General features: G+C 41.5%; 15 protein-coding genes and 1 tRNA gene. 15 read left to right on the forward strand and 1 reads right to left on the reverse strand.

The features are described from left to right. Nucleotides 1–63: 63 nt before the first annotated feature. From icd to OB69_RS11490, 6 genes are read left to right on the forward strand one after another with little or no spacing between them, the layout of a single operon-like run. Nucleotides 64–1,290 carry an NADP-dependent isocitrate dehydrogenase gene (gene icd, locus OB69_RS11465; protein WP_053223880.1) on the forward strand — a complete coding sequence of 409 codons (1,227 nt, stop codon included), beginning with the start codon at nucleotides 64–66 and terminating at the stop codon, nucleotides 1,288–1,290. 51 nt (nucleotides 1,291–1,341) lie between these two features. Next, a complete protein-coding gene (locus tag OB69_RS11470) occupies nucleotides 1,342–1,971 on the forward strand; it encodes an LON peptidase substrate-binding domain-containing protein (protein WP_053223881.1) in 630 nt (209 codons plus the stop codon). Between the two features lie 6 nt (nucleotides 1,972–1,977). Then, nucleotides 1,978–2,445, forward strand: a complete 468-nt coding sequence (locus OB69_RS11475) for an NADH-quinone oxidoreductase subunit A (protein WP_053223882.1) — start codon at nucleotides 1,978–1,980, stop codon at nucleotides 2,443–2,445. Next, nucleotides 2,445–2,972: an NADH-quinone oxidoreductase subunit NuoB gene (gene nuoB / locus OB69_RS11480; protein ID WP_053223883.1), complete on the forward strand. Its 528-nt coding sequence runs from the start codon at nucleotides 2,445–2,447 to the stop codon at nucleotides 2,970–2,972. Before OB69_RS11475 ends, nuoB begins: the two co-directional genes overlap by 1 nt. Continuing rightward, nucleotides 2,969–3,454 carry an NADH-quinone oxidoreductase subunit C gene (locus tag OB69_RS11485; RefSeq protein ID WP_053223884.1) on the forward strand — a complete coding sequence of 162 codons (486 nt, stop codon included), beginning with the start codon at nucleotides 2,969–2,971 and terminating at the stop codon, nucleotides 3,452–3,454. Before nuoB ends, OB69_RS11485 begins: the two co-directional genes overlap by 4 nt. Next, the gene (locus OB69_RS11490) at nucleotides 3,455–4,672 is read left to right on the forward strand and encodes an NADH-quinone oxidoreductase subunit D (protein ID WP_053223885.1); all 1,218 of its coding nucleotides are present in this window, start codon (nucleotides 3,455–3,457) and stop codon (nucleotides 4,670–4,672) included. 56 nt (nucleotides 4,673–4,728) lie between these two features. Here OB69_RS11490 and OB69_RS11495 read toward each other — a convergent pair whose 3' ends face one another. Then, complete coding sequence (locus OB69_RS11495; protein ID WP_053223886.1) at nucleotides 4,729–5,466, reverse strand: SH3 domain-containing protein; 738 nt, start codon at nucleotides 5,464–5,466, stop codon at nucleotides 4,729–4,731. Between the two features lie 72 nt (nucleotides 5,467–5,538). Here OB69_RS11495 and OB69_RS11500 point away from each other — a divergent pair. The 9 genes from OB69_RS11500 (at nucleotide 5,539) to OB69_RS11540 (ending at nucleotide 15,113) form a co-directional block, all read left to right on the forward strand. Further along, nucleotides 5,539–5,611 (forward strand) — tRNA-Lys (locus OB69_RS11500). 247 nt (nucleotides 5,612–5,858) lie between these two features. After that, a complete protein-coding gene (gene murI / locus OB69_RS11505; RefSeq protein WP_053223887.1) occupies nucleotides 5,859–6,668 on the forward strand; it encodes a glutamate racemase in 810 nt (269 codons plus the stop codon). 133 nt (nucleotides 6,669–6,801) lie between these two features. Next, the gene (locus OB69_RS11510; RefSeq protein ID WP_053223888.1) at nucleotides 6,802–7,899 is read left to right on the forward strand and encodes a complex I subunit 1/NuoH family protein; all 1,098 of its coding nucleotides are present in this window, start codon (nucleotides 6,802–6,804) and stop codon (nucleotides 7,897–7,899) included. Then, nucleotides 7,896–8,927, forward strand: a complete 1,032-nt coding sequence (locus OB69_RS18235) for a 4Fe-4S dicluster domain-containing protein (protein WP_071426774.1) — start codon at nucleotides 7,896–7,898, stop codon at nucleotides 8,925–8,927. Before OB69_RS11510 ends, OB69_RS18235 begins: the two co-directional genes overlap by 4 nt. A gap of 3 nt (nucleotides 8,928–8,930) precedes the next feature. Beyond that, on the forward strand, nucleotides 8,931–9,458 hold the full coding sequence (locus tag OB69_RS11520) for an NADH-quinone oxidoreductase subunit J family protein (RefSeq protein WP_071426775.1): 528 nt from the start codon (nucleotides 8,931–8,933) through the stop codon (nucleotides 9,456–9,458). Further along, on the forward strand, nucleotides 9,448–9,750 hold the full coding sequence (gene nuoK / locus OB69_RS11525; protein ID WP_053223890.1) for an NADH-quinone oxidoreductase subunit NuoK: 303 nt from the start codon (nucleotides 9,448–9,450) through the stop codon (nucleotides 9,748–9,750). Before OB69_RS11520 ends, nuoK begins: the two co-directional genes overlap by 11 nt. Next, a complete protein-coding gene (gene nuoL, locus OB69_RS11530; protein ID WP_053223891.1) occupies nucleotides 9,747–11,885 on the forward strand; it encodes an NADH-quinone oxidoreductase subunit L in 2,139 nt (712 codons plus the stop codon). Before nuoK ends, nuoL begins: the two co-directional genes overlap by 4 nt. Nucleotides 11,886–11,889: 4 nt before the next feature. After that, the gene (locus OB69_RS11535; RefSeq protein WP_053223892.1) at nucleotides 11,890–13,605 is read left to right on the forward strand and encodes a complex I subunit 4 family protein; all 1,716 of its coding nucleotides are present in this window, start codon (nucleotides 11,890–11,892) and stop codon (nucleotides 13,603–13,605) included. Then, nucleotides 13,602–15,113 (forward strand): NADH-quinone oxidoreductase subunit N, encoded by a 1,512-nt coding sequence (locus tag OB69_RS11540; RefSeq protein WP_082338163.1) that lies wholly within the window; start codon nucleotides 13,602–13,604, stop codon nucleotides 15,111–15,113. Before OB69_RS11535 ends, OB69_RS11540 begins: the two co-directional genes overlap by 4 nt. The last annotated feature ends 5 nt before the right edge of the window (nucleotides 15,114–15,118 follow it).

Below are 15,118 nucleotides of genomic sequence, written 5' to 3' on the forward strand. Positions count from 1 at the left end.
CTAGATAATTTCTTACCTTAGCAAGATTAACTCAAATTACGAATCAAATAACCGTTTAACGAAATGAGCGAACAAAAAATAACCATTAGTAACGGGGTTCTAAATGTACCCAACAACCCTACAGTTCCATTTATCGAAGGAGATGGCATTGGTGTAGATATTTGGCCAGCCGCCCAAAAGGTTTTGGATAGCGCTGTAGAGAAAGCTTACAGTGGTGCAAAAAGCATAGTTTGGAAAGAAGTTTTGGCTGGAGAAAAAGCCTTTAACCAAACAGGCGAATGGATGCCAGCCGCTACGCTAGATGCTTTTAGAGAGTATTTGGTAGGTATTAAAGGCCCATTAACTACTCCAGTTGGTGGAGGAATTCGTTCATTAAATGTTGCCCTTCGTCAAGAATTGGATTTGTACGCTTGTGTTCGTCCGGTAAGATGGTTTGAAGGAACGCCTTCTCCAGTAAAAGAGCCAGGTCTTACTGATATGGTGATTTTTAGAGAGAATACAGAAGATATTTACGCTGGTATTGAGTTCGAAAAAGGAACTGAAGACGCTAAGAAATTGAATGATTTTTTAAAGTCAACTTTCCCTAAAAAATTCGAAAAAGTAAGATTTCCTGAAACCGCAGGTTATGGCTTAAAACCAGTTTCAGAAGAAGGAACACATCGTTTGGTGAAAAGCGCCATCGATTACGCTTTCGAACAAAAAAGAGATTCTGTTACCCTAGTACACAAAGGTAACATCATGAAATACACCGAAGGGGCTTTCAAAACTTGGGGTTACGAATTGGCTAAAAATAGCTACGGAGCTAAAGATTATGAAGGTGGACCTTGGCAGATCATTGAGAAAGATGGACACCAAGTGATCATCAAAGATGTGATTGCCGATGCATTCCTTCAGCAAATCCTTTTGAGACCAGCTGAGTATTCAGTAATCGCAACATTAAACCTTAATGGTGATTATATTTCTGATGCTTTGGCTGCTATTGTAGGTGGTATTGGTATTGCACCAGGAGCAAACATCAATTACCTGTCAGGAAATGCAATTTTTGAAGCTACCCACGGTACTGCTCCAAAATATGCAGGTCAGGACAAAGTGAATCCAGGTTCAGTAATTCTTTCTGGCGCTATGATGTTAGAATATTTTGGCTGGCAAGAAGCTGCTAATTTGATTTACAAAGGTTTGGAAGCTTCAATTGCTAAAAAACGAGTAACCTACGATTTCGAGCGACTGATGGACGGAGCGACACTCCTTAAATGCTCTGAATTTGGAGATGAAATTGTAAAGAATATGTAAAACAAAAAGCCCCGACAGGGGCTTTTCTTTTTTACTACCAATTGATTTATTATGGAAACATTTCTCCCCTTTTTTCCTTTAAAGCTTGTCGTTTTTCCAGACGAAAAACTCAACCTTCATATTTTTGAACCTCGCTATAAACAGCTGATTAAAGAGTGTGTAGCCGAGGGCAAAAGCTTTGGTATTCCTGTATTCGACACCGGAATTATGGAGTTTGGTTCTGAAATGATTGTTGAGAAGGTAGTCAAAACTTACGCCAATGGGGAAATGGATATTGTGACCCGCTGTACTCGGGTTTTCGAATTGGTTACATTTCAAGAAATGGTACAGGGAAAACTCTACGCAGGAGGGAAAGTTACCTTTATAAAGAACAATAAAGACGGTGAAGCCAAACAATGGTCTCGCTTAAAGGAACTGGCCACTCAATTAGTGGAGATTCTCAGGATGGATCACAAACTCAATGTTGCGAATTTGACCGAGGAATATGAGCTGGTTCATAAATTGGGCTTATCTTTGGAACAAGAATACGATATGTTGCAAATGGAAAACCAGTCGCAGCGATACGAATTTTTGATCAGGCATATGGAATTAGCTATTCCTTTTGTGAAAGAAATGGAGCGCGCCAAAGAGCGCATCCAGTTGAATGGTCATTTTCAGTATATCGACCCATTGAAGTTTTAAATTAGAATGATAGAGCCTAACCTTACAGAATTCGGAACGGTATTGATTTTTATCTTGGGAGCCATCACATTCGTGTCGGTAGGGCTTATTGCAGCCAGTATTATTCGTCCCAAAAAACCTAATTACGAAAAACTGACTACTTACGAGTCGGGTGAAGAAACCATCGGTACGGCTTGGGGTCAGTTCAATATCAAGTTTTACATTGTCGCTATTATCTTCCTGCTTTTCGAAGTGGAAATCATCTATCTATTCCCATGGGCTGTAATTTTTGGAGACAAAGAATTGATACAAGGCACTGATTATACTTGGGCTTGGTTCGCAATTACTGAAATGTTCATTTTCATTTTTATATTGGCCTTGGGCTTGGCTTATGCTTGGCGAAAAGGATATTTAGATTGGGTAAAGCCAGTCAACCGAGCCTCTGATTTTAAATCGCCAATTCCTGCAGAAGCATATCAAAAGTATAGAGACTAATGGGGCTTTTAGATCGAAACATACAGAAAGGTGGCATTGTCATTTCAAAATTGGATGACCTCATTAACTGGGCACGACTATCTTCCATGTGGCCTATGGCCTTCGGTACAGCCTGTTGTGCCATTGAATTTATGGGCGCTCAATCCACTCCCTATGATTTAGACCGATTCGGTATTGTGCCTTTCGCAAGTCCGCGCCAAGCAGATGTAATGATTGTAGCGGGAACGGTCACCTTCAAAATGGCCGACCGTGTAAGAAGACTTTACGAGCAAATGGCCGAGCCACGCTATGTGGTTTCCATGGGTTCATGTTCTAATTGTGGAGGCCCGTATTGGGAACATGGCTACCATGTAGTAAAAGGCGTAGACAGAATAATTCCTGTAGATGTGTATGTGCCAGGTTGTCCACCAAGGCCAGAAGCTCTGATTGGTGGTTTGCTTAAGCTTCAAGAAAAAATAAGACAAGAAACCATTGTGGCACCAAAAGCCATTGAAAAGTTGTTGGAAAAGAAAGCCAAAGTAGCATGAATTTCGAGCAAATTGTAACCCATATTAAAGCCAGTTTAGGAGAAGAAATTATTCTTTCGACAGACGAAAATGCTTCGCCAAAGGCCATTAATATTAATGCTGAAAACTTGGTGGAGGTCATGGGTTTCCTTCAGAAAGATGATCAGCTTTATTTCGATTCGCTTTCCTGTATTACTGGCCTAGACAACGGCCCAGAATCAAATACAATGGAGATGATTTATAACCTCTATTCTATTCCTTTCGATCACCATTTAATGGTAAAAGTGGAATTGTCAAGAGAGCAACCAGCCATCGATTCGCTTTGTGGTTTATGGAAAACTGCCGATTGGCAAGAGCGAGAAGTCTACGATATGTACGGTATTCATATCAATAATCACCCTGATTTGAGAAGGATTTTAATGCCAGCCGATTGGGATGGTTTCCCCCTCAGAAAAGACTACCAAGAACAAGAATACTATCGCGGAATTAAAGTAGAATATTAAGTGGCGAATCAGGTACAGTATATTTTCGATCAGGAGAATTTGCGCAAGTCGGCTCCTCAAAAATTCAAGTCAGAAGATTTGAAAAGAGAGGAGATGATTATCAATATTGGTCCGCAACATCCTTCTACCCACGGGGTACTTCGTTTAGAGGTGTTGGCCAAAGGCGAAGAAGTAATTGAAGTGGTTCCGCACTTGGGCTATTTACACCGCTGTTTCGAAAAACATGCGGAGAAACTGCCTTATAATCAGATCATTCCTTTTGTAGATCGAATGGATTATTTGGCCGCCATGAACACCGAACATGCTTATGCAATGGGGGTTGAGCGCATGTTGGGTATCGATAAAATTATTCCAAAACGAGTTGAATACATCCGCGTTTTAGTAGCCGAACTGAACCGATTGGCCTCTCATTTTATTGCGCTTGGTTCCTACGGAATGGACATTGGTGCGGTCACTGCATTTTTCTGGATGACCCGCGACAGAGAGCATATTGTTCGTTTATTGGAGTGGGCCTCTGGTGCGAGAATGCTTTACAATTATATTTGGGTGGGCGGCTTGTTTTACGATTTGCCCGTAGGTTTTGAAGAAAGATGTCTTGAGTTTACTACTTACTTAAAGCCTAAAATTAAGGAGCTAGAAAGAGTAGTCATCGACAATAAAATATTTATTGACAGAACCGCCAATGTGGGCGTATTGCCTGTCGATTTAGCGATTAATTATGGCATCACTGGTCCAATGCTGCGTGGCTCTGGCTTGAAGTATGATTTACGAAAAATAGATGGCTATTCAGTTTATCCAGAAATAGATTTCGATATACCAGTAGGTAAAGGCGAAGCGGGAACCTTAGGCGATTGCTGGGACAGGACTTGGGTGCGTGTACAAGAATGTTACGAGTCGGTAAGGATTATTGAGCAGTGCTTAGAGAAACTGACGGGTGAACACAAGAGAACTCGTGATTTCGACCCTCGCGCACTAGCGCCAAAGAAAATCAGGCCTAAAGCGCAAGATTTTTACATTCGAGCCGAAAACCCAAAAGGTGAAACTGGTTTTTTCTTCCGTGCCGATGGAAGATCTGATGTGCCATTCCGCTGCAAAGCAAGAGGTGCAAGTTTCGTAAACCTATCTATTATCAACGAGCTTGCCAAGGGCGGTTTAATATCGGACTTAATTGCGGTAATTGGTTCGATTGATATTGTTTTGGGCGAGGTAGATCGATAGACGACCCTTACAAATTTAAAGTGCAGTTTTAAATTTGCAAGGATGAATCATTACCTCTAAGGCAATTCTTTAAGGTTGTTTTCTCTGATAAAAGCCCTAGTGTTTTTCCATTTAATTTCTACCCAAATGTCCTTCTGACCCACAATTTCTACTTTGTGGCCTTCCCCAGTAATTTCGATTAAATCGGCTCCAGCAGAAGGACCACTCATTAAATAAGCATTGGCCGAAGTGATAATGCCTTTGGTAGCCAACTGCGAAAAATTAAGCAAATAGGTGGCAAGTAAAAGTGTAAAGGCCAAGCCTATGGTAAGCCCGGCAGATCTTTCTTCTAGTTTTTTCTTCCTTTTCAAAATCATGCTTAGAATAAGAACACCCAATGCAAGAGACACCAGCACAAAGTAATTCCTATTTTCATCAAAGAACTTTAAAAAGAGGTTGAAGTCACTGGTAGAGTAGCCTTCCAGATTATTTTGCTGCGCCATTTCATTCATTTTGGTGAGCACTTTTTTATCTGAAGTGAGTTTGTAATAGTTGTTCAAAGTGTAAAGAGCATTTCCTAAATCCTCTAAACTCTCATATATAAATGCCATCTTTAATAGCATAGCAGGTGATGCAAGCTGCTCTTCTCGCGCAATTTTTTCGTAAATGGTGAGTGATTGCGTATAGAGCTTCTTTTGGAACAAAGAATCTGCAATTTTTAAATCATTTGTAACTTCTTGAGAATAAGAAGGTTCTTGGAAATATAGAAGTCCCAGAAAAATGAATATCAGAATTTTAAAATTTCGCTCTTGCATTTAATTATTTACCTCTTACCTTTGCAGTCGCAATTAAGGAAAACGACCTTAATACAACAAGAAAAACATTTTGATTTGGTAGCTCAGTTGGTAGAGCATCTCCCTTTTAAGGAGAGGGTCCTGGGTTCGAGCCCCAGCCAGATCACTTCCTAAAGTCTCAGCGAAAGTTGAGACTTTTTTTATGTCTCTACTTCTTTGCTCGACATTCGTGTTTTTTCCGTGATTTAGCATCCCTAAAGATAGTAAGGCAAATGGCAGTCTACCTGCCTTTCACATTATTTAACGGCTGGTAAAAAAATAAACAGTCGGATTCCCTTCCTTCAGAAAGTCAATAATAATTTAGCACTGCCGCGTTAAGTTTTTATTCGAAACAAATACCTTCGTAGTTATACATGACAAAAAATCAACCCATAGGAATTTTTGATAGTGGAATGGGAGGTCTTACCGTGGCGCATGCGGTAAAAAACCTACTACCCAATGAACAAATCATCTATTTTGGTGATAGTGCTCATTTACCTTATGGAGATAAGTCTGCGGCTACCATTCAGGCTTATTCGGTAAAAATTTGTGATGTGCTGCTGCAACAAGGCTGTAAGGTGATTTTGATTGCCTGTAACTCGGCTTCTGCGGCCGCTTATGAGCTCGTTAAAGCTTATGTGGGTAGCAAAGCACAAGTGCTTAATGTAATCGACCCTGTGGTGGCTTATGTGGCCGAGAAATATAATGATGATGCTAATATCGGTTTGATAGGCACAAAGCAAACTGTGGGCTCTGGTGTTTATGAACGAAAGCTAAAGAGTGAAAACCCAAAAATTAACTTTGGAGCTTTAGCAACACCGCTCTTGGTGCCCATGATTGAAGAGGGCTTTTACAAGAACGACATTTCGGAGCAAATCATAAATCAGTACTTGGGGCGAGAAGAACTTGAAGGGATAGAAGCCTTGATTTTGGGCTGCACGCATTACCCTTTGATCAAAAAGCAGGTGTCGGCATTTTTTCAGGATAAAATCGAAGTGATTGATTCTTCCACCATAGTTGCTCATGCTTTGCAAAATATGCTTCAAGAAAGCGACTTACTTGCCATTGAACGCTCAGGGAAGAACAGGTTCCTTGTTTCTGATTTCACCCCTTCTTTTCAGGCTGCTGCCGAACTCTTTTTTCAAGAAGAAATTAAATTGGAGAAACACGTTTTGTGGGAGTAGATAGGTTAAAAAGGAAACATAAGTGAGGCTTGTTCTGAGTTAATAACTGATTATCCTACACATCTTGTAGGCTTTACTTTACGACTTAACGAATTATATACTTTCTTTGCAGTGAACAAGGGAAATTCGGATCGTGTACGCATTTTTATTCTTTTTAAATTTTGTGCTCATCTATACCATTTTTGCGGTGTATGCGGAAAGAAAAATCTCTGCATTCATTCAGGACAGGTATGGTCCAATGGAAACGGGTCCTTATGGTTTGCTCCAAACCGTTGCCGACTTGCTCAAACTGCTCCAAAAAGAAGATATTGTTCCTTTAGCAGCCGATAAAAGAATCTTCAAAGTAGCCCCACTCATTATTTTTACTTCGGTATTTGCTGGTTTTGCCGTGCTCCCGCTCACTTCAGATTTTGGGGGTTCTCAAATTGAAACTGGAATTTTCTACCTATTGGCCATCGTTTCGCTAGATGTGATTGGTATTTTGATGGCAGGTTGGGGTTCTAATAGTAAATATGCCTTGCTGGGCGCTATGCGCTCTGTGGCTCAAATTATTTCTTATGAAATTCCTTTAGGGCTGTCCGTGGTCTGCGTCATTATGGTTTCTCAGTCCCTCAACTTACAAGAGATCGTTTATCAGCAAGGGATATTCATCAATGCCATAGACCCGAATGCTCAGAACTTCCTTTTCGGCATTAAGGCTTTGGGAATTGAAACTACTCACATTGGCGGCTTCCTGACTTGGAACATTTTCAGAATACCATTTTTCTTCTTTGCTTATCTTATCTTTTTCATTGCCTCTTTGGCCGAGGCCAACCGTGCTCCATTTGATATTCCGATAGCAGAATCGGAATTGGTCGCTGGTTTTCATGTAGAATATTCCGGTTTCAGATGGGCCATGATCATGCTTTCAGAATATGGTATGATGCTCTTGATTTCATTTTTAGGAGCAATTCTGTTTTGGGGTGGTTGGAATACTCCACTACCGAACATTGGTGCTGTGGCCTTGGCCGATTGGACCAGTGGCGAACCGGGCACAATTGCAGGACATTTATGGGGCGCATTTTGGTTGGTGTCGAAGGCTTTGCTTACAGTAGGTTTGCAAATTTGGATCCGTTGGACCTACCCTAGATTAAGGCTAGATCAGCTCATGAATTTAAGCTGGAAATACCTGACTCCGGGCGCTATAATTTTGGTTTTGGTGAGTGCTTTGTGGAGATTGCTGATGATATGAGTAAGTACTGGAAAAATATCGCCATTGCTACAAAAACCCTGAAAGAAGGGCTCAAGGTTACTTTTGAGCACATGAAGGATGCCACTACTCAGCGCGATCCATTGTATGTGGATGAAGAAAATTACTTCGAGAAGCAGAATGGGATTTTTGCCACGCAATACCCTAAAGAAATAATTCCTGTGCCCGACAATGGGCGCTATAAGCTTCACAATGAAATTGAAGATTGCATTGTCTGTGACAAGTGCGCTAAAATTTGTCCTGTAGACTGTATTGACATTGAGCCAGTAAGGGCGGTAGAAGAAATCGGGAAGACTTCCGATGGCACTCCAAAACGTATTCATGCCGCCAAATTCGATATTGATATGGCAAAATGCTGCTTCTGTGGTTTGTGTACTACCGTTTGCCCTACGGAATGCCTCACCATGACGAAGGAATACGATTTCAGTGCTTTCGATTTTGCGGACCATAATTTTGCTTTTGGCGAAATGACACCGCTGGAAATTCTGGAGAAAAAGCAGGCTTTAGAAGAGTTCAACAAAAAGAAGGAAGAAGAGAAAGAGAAGATGGCGGCTTTTGCAAAAAGCAAACCTGCAACTGAAACGGCTGCAAAACCCGCAGGGGCAAAGCCAGCTTTCAGGCCTAAGCCAATGAAGCCAAAGACGGCTACAACTTCTACCGAAGAAAAGAAGGATGATGCGCCTAAGCCAGTAAGGCCAAAAGTGGTGATGAAACCAAAAATTCAGGCCAAGAAAACAGAGGAACCAAAGGAGGAAATTAAAGCAGACGAGGCTCCAAAAGCTACAAGACCGAAAATCCCAGCGAAACCGAAAATTCCTGCAGCACCAAAAGCAAATGCTTCGGAAGAAAAGCCTGTGCAGCGAGTGGTGATTCGACCTAAAATTCAGGTAAGGAAGAAAGAGGAGGAAGGTTCTTCGGAAGAAGCCAAGCCAAAACCTCGCCCGATAATGCGGCCAAAAATTCAGCCGAAGAAAAAGGATGATGAAGATAAAAATGAGACAAACGATTAACGGATGCCAATAGAGAACATCATATTCTATGCGTTTTTAGGACTTACGGGTCTGTCGGCTTTGTTTATTCTATTGTCTAAGAATATTCTGTATTCGGCATTTGCCCTTATTGCCACGTTCATCGGCATGGCGGGCATTTTCGTATTGCTCGGTGCTGAATTTGTAGCCATCACCCAAATTTTGGTGTATGTAGGGGGCATCCTCATATTGATGGTTTTTGGAATTATGCTCACCAACCGTCTGTCGCAAGCCAAAGTGGAAACTGAGGTGTACAATAAGTTTTTTGGAATTTTGATCTCGGTCGGGCTATTTTATATTTTGGCCAAAGCCATTGAAATGGCAGATTTTGCCAATATGGGTTGGATGAAAAATGCGCCTTCATCCCCTTCAAGTGTTCGAGATTTAGGAATGAAAATCATGACGGATTATGTATTGGTTTTCGAAGTGATTGGCATTTTGCTTTTACTCGCTTTAATTGGCGCAGTGCGCATTGCAGGAAATACAAGAGAGGAGGGAACCGATGCCGCTTAATACGATTTTACTGTTGGGTGCTGCCTTGTTTTGTATCGGTTTGGCCGTTGTGGTTACTCGCAAAAATGCCATTGCCGTTTTGATTGGTATTGAACTTATGTTGAATGCTGCCAACTTAAACTTAGTTGCTTTTAGCCGTTTTGATGCGGTAGAGTTGCAGGGCCAGATCTTTGCGCTTTTCGTCATTACCGTAGCCGCTGCCGAAGCCGCAGTAGCGCTGGCAATCGTAATCAAAGTCTATCAACATTTCCAAACGGCCAATTTGGATAAAATCAATGAACTGAAAGGATGATTGATTTGAATGATATCATATCGACTACGGAATTTAATCCTCTGATTTATTGGGTCATCGCTTTGATGGCCATTCCGTTAATGTCGTTTTTCACAACCACTTTCCTAAAGAAAATAGCGCCCGTCTGGGGCACGATGTTATTGGGAATTAACCTTGTGATTTCCATTTACCTGGCTTCGCAATATTGGGACACTACGGGAGTATCAATTCGTGGTAACTGGTTCAGCATTGGTGATACGCAACTCACTTACTCTTTCCTCATCGACCAACTGGCGCTGATTATGTTGGTGGTGGTTAATTTTATTTCGGTGTTGGTGCATTTCTTTTCTATGGAATATATGCGCCATGATGAGAACAAGTCCCGCTATTTTGGTTTGCTTGGCCTGTTTACCTTCTCCATGCTGGGCATTATTCTGTTTTACGATTTGCTCTTCATTTTCATTTTTTGGGAATTGGTGGGTTTATCTTCTTTCCTGCTTATTGGTTTTTGGTTCGAAAAGAAATCAGCTTCTCTAGCAGCTAACAAAGCCTTTATCATGAACCGCATTGGTGATTTAGGTTTCATCACTGGCTTGATGATTCTCTATTCTCAGTTCCAAACTTTCGATTTAGAAGGCATAAAATCATTGACAGTACTCAGCAGTATTGAAGATGGAAATTGGGTAGCCGAATACTTTAAAAATGGCGAGTTGGTCAGAAATAGCCTCGATGGCCGATGGCTCAGTGCGGCTGGAATTGCCCTGTTTTGTGGGGCTGTAGGTAAATCGGCTCAATTCCCATTGCAAGTCTGGCTTCCCGATGCCATGGAAGGGCCAACGCCAGTTTCGGCATTGATTCACGCAGCTACTATGGTGGCGGCTGGTGTGTTTATGATCGCACGAATCTTTGTGATTTTAGATGCTCAGGCCTTGGAAGTTGTGGCCGTTGTAGGAGCTATTACTGCTTTTATGGCTGCCGTTGCAGCTTTTTCTCAATTCGATATTAAAAAGGTTTTGGCCTATAGTACCATTTCGCAATTGGGCTATATGGTGTTGGCCATGGGCGTGGGTGCTTATACCGCTGGGCTTTTCCATTTAGTAACTCATGCCATGTTTAAGGCAGGACTTTTCTTAAGTGCCGGAACTATCATTCATCAATTGCATCAACTTGAGGGCAAGGATGTCAACTTTGATCCGCAAGACATGCGCGTAATGGGTGGACTTAGGAAGTATATGCCAGTGACTTTCATTTGCTTTTTGATTTGCGCATTGGCCTTGGCGGGTTTACCTGGCTTTTCTGGTTTCCTTTCAAAAGATGCAATTTTATTGAACACTGCAGTGTGGATTGATGAAAAGGGTGGAGGCTTCTATTTTATTGAAGTGCTAGCCTTTGCCACAGTATTGATCACTGCATTCTACACCTTTAGAATGATCTTCTTGGTGTTTACGGGTGATTTCAGATTGCCAAAACTTATTCCAGCAAATGCTACACTCAAGCCTTTAAAGGAAGGAAATGTATTCTTGAAATTGCCTATGGTGCTATTGGCCATTGGTTCTCTGAGCGTAATTTTTGGCTTCACTATGAAGGCAGAAAACACTTGGTTTTATAACCTAATTCAAGATCCAATTTTCTTGGTGCCCGAAAGTTATGCGGCATTCAATCTGATGGATTTGCCTCATGAATGGTTTGAGAATTTACATTTTTGGGTGGCGGGTCTTTCAATTACCTTAGCATTGGCGGGTTTGGCGATTGCCTACTTCTTATTCAGGCCAGGAGCAAAATTTTCAGCTTCTTTTGTTGAGCAGCGCGAACCAATTGGTTTTGTAGCCCAAATTTCATTTTACCATTGGTATCAGAATTCGCTTTACGAAAAGATTATATTGAAATTCATATTGTGGAAGGCGAAGCGTATTGCTTGGTTCGATCGTGTGGTTTTAGACGGTTTCATCAATTTTATCGCCAAGTTTCAGGTGGTGTTTGCGCACCTCATTGCTTGGTTCGACAGGAATATCGTTGATGGATTCGTACATTTGACGACTTATACCACAGGGCGCGTTGGGCAACTGACGCGTTCGGTGCAGTCGGGTAATGTACAAGCATATATTATGGCTGCTTTGGCCTTTTTAATTCTTATGTTAATCTGGCTTCTATTTTAGTGAAATGATAGAAAATCTTTTAACCTATATCATATTTACCCCGCTACTTGGAGCGCTTGTGGTCTTATTTTTACCACAGTCTAAAACCAGTAGTTTCAAATGGGTCGCTCTTGGCGCATTGGGGGTTACGCTTGTGTTATCCGTAGTGGCAGTTACTAGTTTTGATGCTTCGGTGGAAGGCCTCACCAATTCCGAAGATCAACTTCAGTTGGTAGATAAAGCCGAATGGTTTTCGGTGGAACTGGGTTCCCTCGGTAAATTCTCTGTCGATTATTTTGTAGGGGTAGATGGATTAAACCTGTCTTTGTTGCTTCTAGCGGCCATTGTACTTTTTATTGGTGCTATTTCTTCCTTTGGAATCAAACAAAAACAAAAGGGCTATTTTGGGTTGTACTTGCTGTTATCAACTTCCGTTTTAGGGTGTTTTGTGGCGCTAGATTTCTTCCTTTTCTACCTCTTTTTCGAGTTTATGCTTTTGCCTATGTATTTCCTTATCGGAATTTGGGGCGGGCCAAAAAGAGAATACGCTGCTATTAAGTTTTTCCTTTATACGCTAGTTGGTTCCATTCTAATCCTGATCGTTATGATTGGACTTTACAATTCGGTTTATGACCCAGTAAAAACAGGTATAGAAGCAGGAGTGATTGAAAATGTTTCTGAGGCTTCTCCGGACATGATCAGTAGTATACAGTATGCGGTGCAAGCTGGGCAAATGGAAAGTGAAAATATTGTGAAGTCATTCAACATGATTTCAATGGCGGATGACGCTAACTACCTGCCTGATTCATTTTTAGGGAAAAACAGTTATGGTGAAATCTTCGGTCAATCTGCCCGATGGATGGCGTTTTTAGCCTTGTTGATCGGTTTTGCGATTAAGCTTCCAGCTTTTCCGTTCCACACTTGGTTACCCGATGCACACGTAGAAGCACCAACCGCAGTTTCTGTAGTGCTGGCAGGAATTCTATTGAAAATTGGCGGTTACGGAATCATCCGAACGGCCTTTAGTTTCTTCCCCGATAGTGCATTTCACTATTCGTGGCTGATCGGCTTTTTTGGCTTGTTCTCCATTTTGTATGGCGCAATGAACGCTTTGGCGCAAAAAGATTTAAAGCGATTGATTGCTTACAGTTCCGTTTCTCATATGGGCTTTGTGCTACTAGGTTTAGCCGCCATGACAGTCGAGGGTGTCACTGGCGCGATTTATCAAATGTTCAGTCACGGATTAATATCGAGTATGCTCTTCCTTTTGGTGGGTGTATTGTACGATAGAACACATGACCGTGGAATCGAAAACTATGGCGGCTTGGCTTCTAAAATGCCGAAATTCACCATTCTGATTACCATCGCTTTCTTTGCCTCATTAGGCTTGCCGGGCTTCTCAGGCTTTATTGCCGAACTGATGGTGTTTATCGGAGCGTTTAAATCTTCAACCGTAATTGGCGCCATTCCATATTGGATGCCAGTGGTGGCTACTTTGGGTTTAGTATTAGGCGCAGGCTATTATTTGTGGACACTCCAGCGAATGTTCTTTGGCAAGTTTTGGGTGAAAGACAAGGCCTGGAGAGAGACTTTGGTGGATTTGAATGCCAGAGAATATGTGATGTTGGTTCCATTGGTAATCCTGATCATTTGGTTCGGTATTTATCCAGCCACTTTGCTCGATCTTATCAACAATTCAGTGGAAGGTTTCACACAGCTTTTAATCCTTTCCGTTGAATGATGTTGTTTCAATCCAATATGGCACTTGGGCTGAAAGAGCAAATTCAGGGTATTTCAGCTGATATTGCTTGGTTAGCACCAGAAATCACTTTGGTCATCACCGCAGTGCTTTTGTTGATTTATGACTTGATTTTCAAAGAAAACAAGTCGGTTGGTTTGGCAGCCATTGCTTTTGTCGGTCTGGCATTCTCCTTGGCTTTACTTATTGCTGGTTGGGGAAATATTGAAGGAGATAGAATCCTTATGGGCGGAATGGTCCGTTTGGATGGAGCAGCCATTTACTTGAAAGCGCTTTTCAGTATTGGCGGAATGATCGGTTTGGTGATGATGCTTCGCTCTAAGCAAAAGGAGAAATTTTTTAAATCAAGCGAAACGCTATTGCTATTCTTCGGCTTGGTTTTGGGCACTTTCTTGATGACCACGTCTATTAATTTTTTAATGGTTTATGTGGCCATCGAACTGGTTTCTATCTGTTCTTATGTGCTCACGGGGCTTTTCAAAAGCAAAAAAAATTCTGAAGCAGCCATGAAATATTTGCTGTTTGGCGCTGTGGCCTCTGCAGTAATGATCTACGGAATGAGTTGGCTGTATGGCTTTACGGGCACATTAGATTTTACTTCAACTGCCTTTGCAGAAGGCATTTCTCAAGTATCAATAATTCCACTTTCCTTGGCTTTAATAATGACTATTGGTGGCTTTGTCTTCAAACTAGGTGCCTTTCCTTTTCATATTTGGTCACCCGATGTGTACGAGGCCAGCCCCACACCAATTGTGGCTATTTTCTCTTCATTACCGAAATTAGCAGCCTTGGCCATTTTGTTCCGCTTTGTGGCAAACCTTGATGTAGCCATAATCGATTGGCAGTTATGGCTAGGAATTATTGCCATTCTTAGCATGACGGTGGGTAATTTTTCAGCCCTCTGGCAAAAAGATGTCAAACGAATGTTGGCCTATTCTTCCATTGCTCATGCGGGTTTTCTGCTGGTTGGTGTTTTAGCTTTTTCTGAAAGTGGATCAACTTCGGCACTATTCTACGGAAGTATCTATCTGTTAATGAATTTTGGGGCTTTCTTCTTGGTTCAGTTATTCGAAAATAATGAAGGCAAAACTTCTTTTGATGTCTTTAAAGGAATGGGATCCAAAGTGCCTTATTTAGGAGTGTTGCTCCTTATTGTAATGATTTCGCTCACAGGACTTCCACCTATGGCCGGTTTCAATGCCAAGCTTTATATTTTCTCAAGCCTTTGGGAATCTTGGCAAACGGAAGGCTCTTCCATTTTAATTTGGGTTTTAATTTTCGGTTTGTTGAATACTGTTGTTTCTCTCTTTTTCTATTTAAAAATACCTTATTACATGTTTTTTAAAACTAGGGAAGAGGCCGAGAACCCTGTAACAGGAAGCTTAACTGACAAAATACTGGGCACTATTTTGGTTGCGCCCCTGTTATTGTTATTCTTTAAATCAGATTGGTTGTTGAACGTTTTGAATAGTATTAACTTTGCCCTTTGAATCGA

Source organism: Roseivirga seohaensis subsp. aquiponti (assembly GCF_001267955.1).
Lineage (GTDB): Bacteria > Bacteroidota > Bacteroidia > Cytophagales > Cyclobacteriaceae > Roseivirga > Roseivirga seohaensis.

Coding starts and splice junctions, on each gene's coding strand:
- icd (WP_053223880.1), top strand. CDS start 64: ATGAGCGAACAAAAAATAACCATTAGTAACGGGGTTCTAAATGTACCC.
- OB69_RS11470 (WP_053223881.1), top strand. CDS start 1,342: ATGGAAACATTTCTCCCCTTTTTTCCTTTAAAGCTTGTCGTTTTTCCA.
- OB69_RS11475 (WP_053223882.1), top strand. CDS start 1,978: ATGATAGAGCCTAACCTTACAGAATTCGGAACGGTATTGATTTTTATC.
- nuoB (WP_053223883.1), top strand. CDS start 2,445: ATGGGGCTTTTAGATCGAAACATACAGAAAGGTGGCATTGTCATTTCA.
- OB69_RS11485 (WP_053223884.1), top strand. CDS start 2,969: ATGAATTTCGAGCAAATTGTAACCCATATTAAAGCCAGTTTAGGAGAA.
- OB69_RS11495 (WP_053223886.1), bottom strand. CDS start 5,466: ATGCAAGAGCGAAATTTTAAAATTCTGATATTCATTTTTCTGGGACTT.
- murI (WP_053223887.1), top strand. CDS start 5,859: ATGACAAAAAATCAACCCATAGGAATTTTTGATAGTGGAATGGGAGGT.
- OB69_RS18235 (WP_071426774.1), top strand. CDS start 7,896: ATGAGTAAGTACTGGAAAAATATCGCCATTGCTACAAAAACCCTGAAA.
- OB69_RS11520 (WP_071426775.1), top strand. CDS start 8,931: ATGCCAATAGAGAACATCATATTCTATGCGTTTTTAGGACTTACGGGT.
- nuoK (WP_053223890.1), top strand. CDS start 9,448: ATGCCGCTTAATACGATTTTACTGTTGGGTGCTGCCTTGTTTTGTATC.
- nuoL (WP_053223891.1), top strand. CDS start 9,747: ATGATTGATTTGAATGATATCATATCGACTACGGAATTTAATCCTCTG.
- OB69_RS11535 (WP_053223892.1), top strand. CDS start 11,890: ATGATAGAAAATCTTTTAACCTATATCATATTTACCCCGCTACTTGGA.
- OB69_RS11540 (WP_082338163.1), top strand. CDS start 13,602: ATGATGTTGTTTCAATCCAATATGGCACTTGGGCTGAAAGAGCAAATT.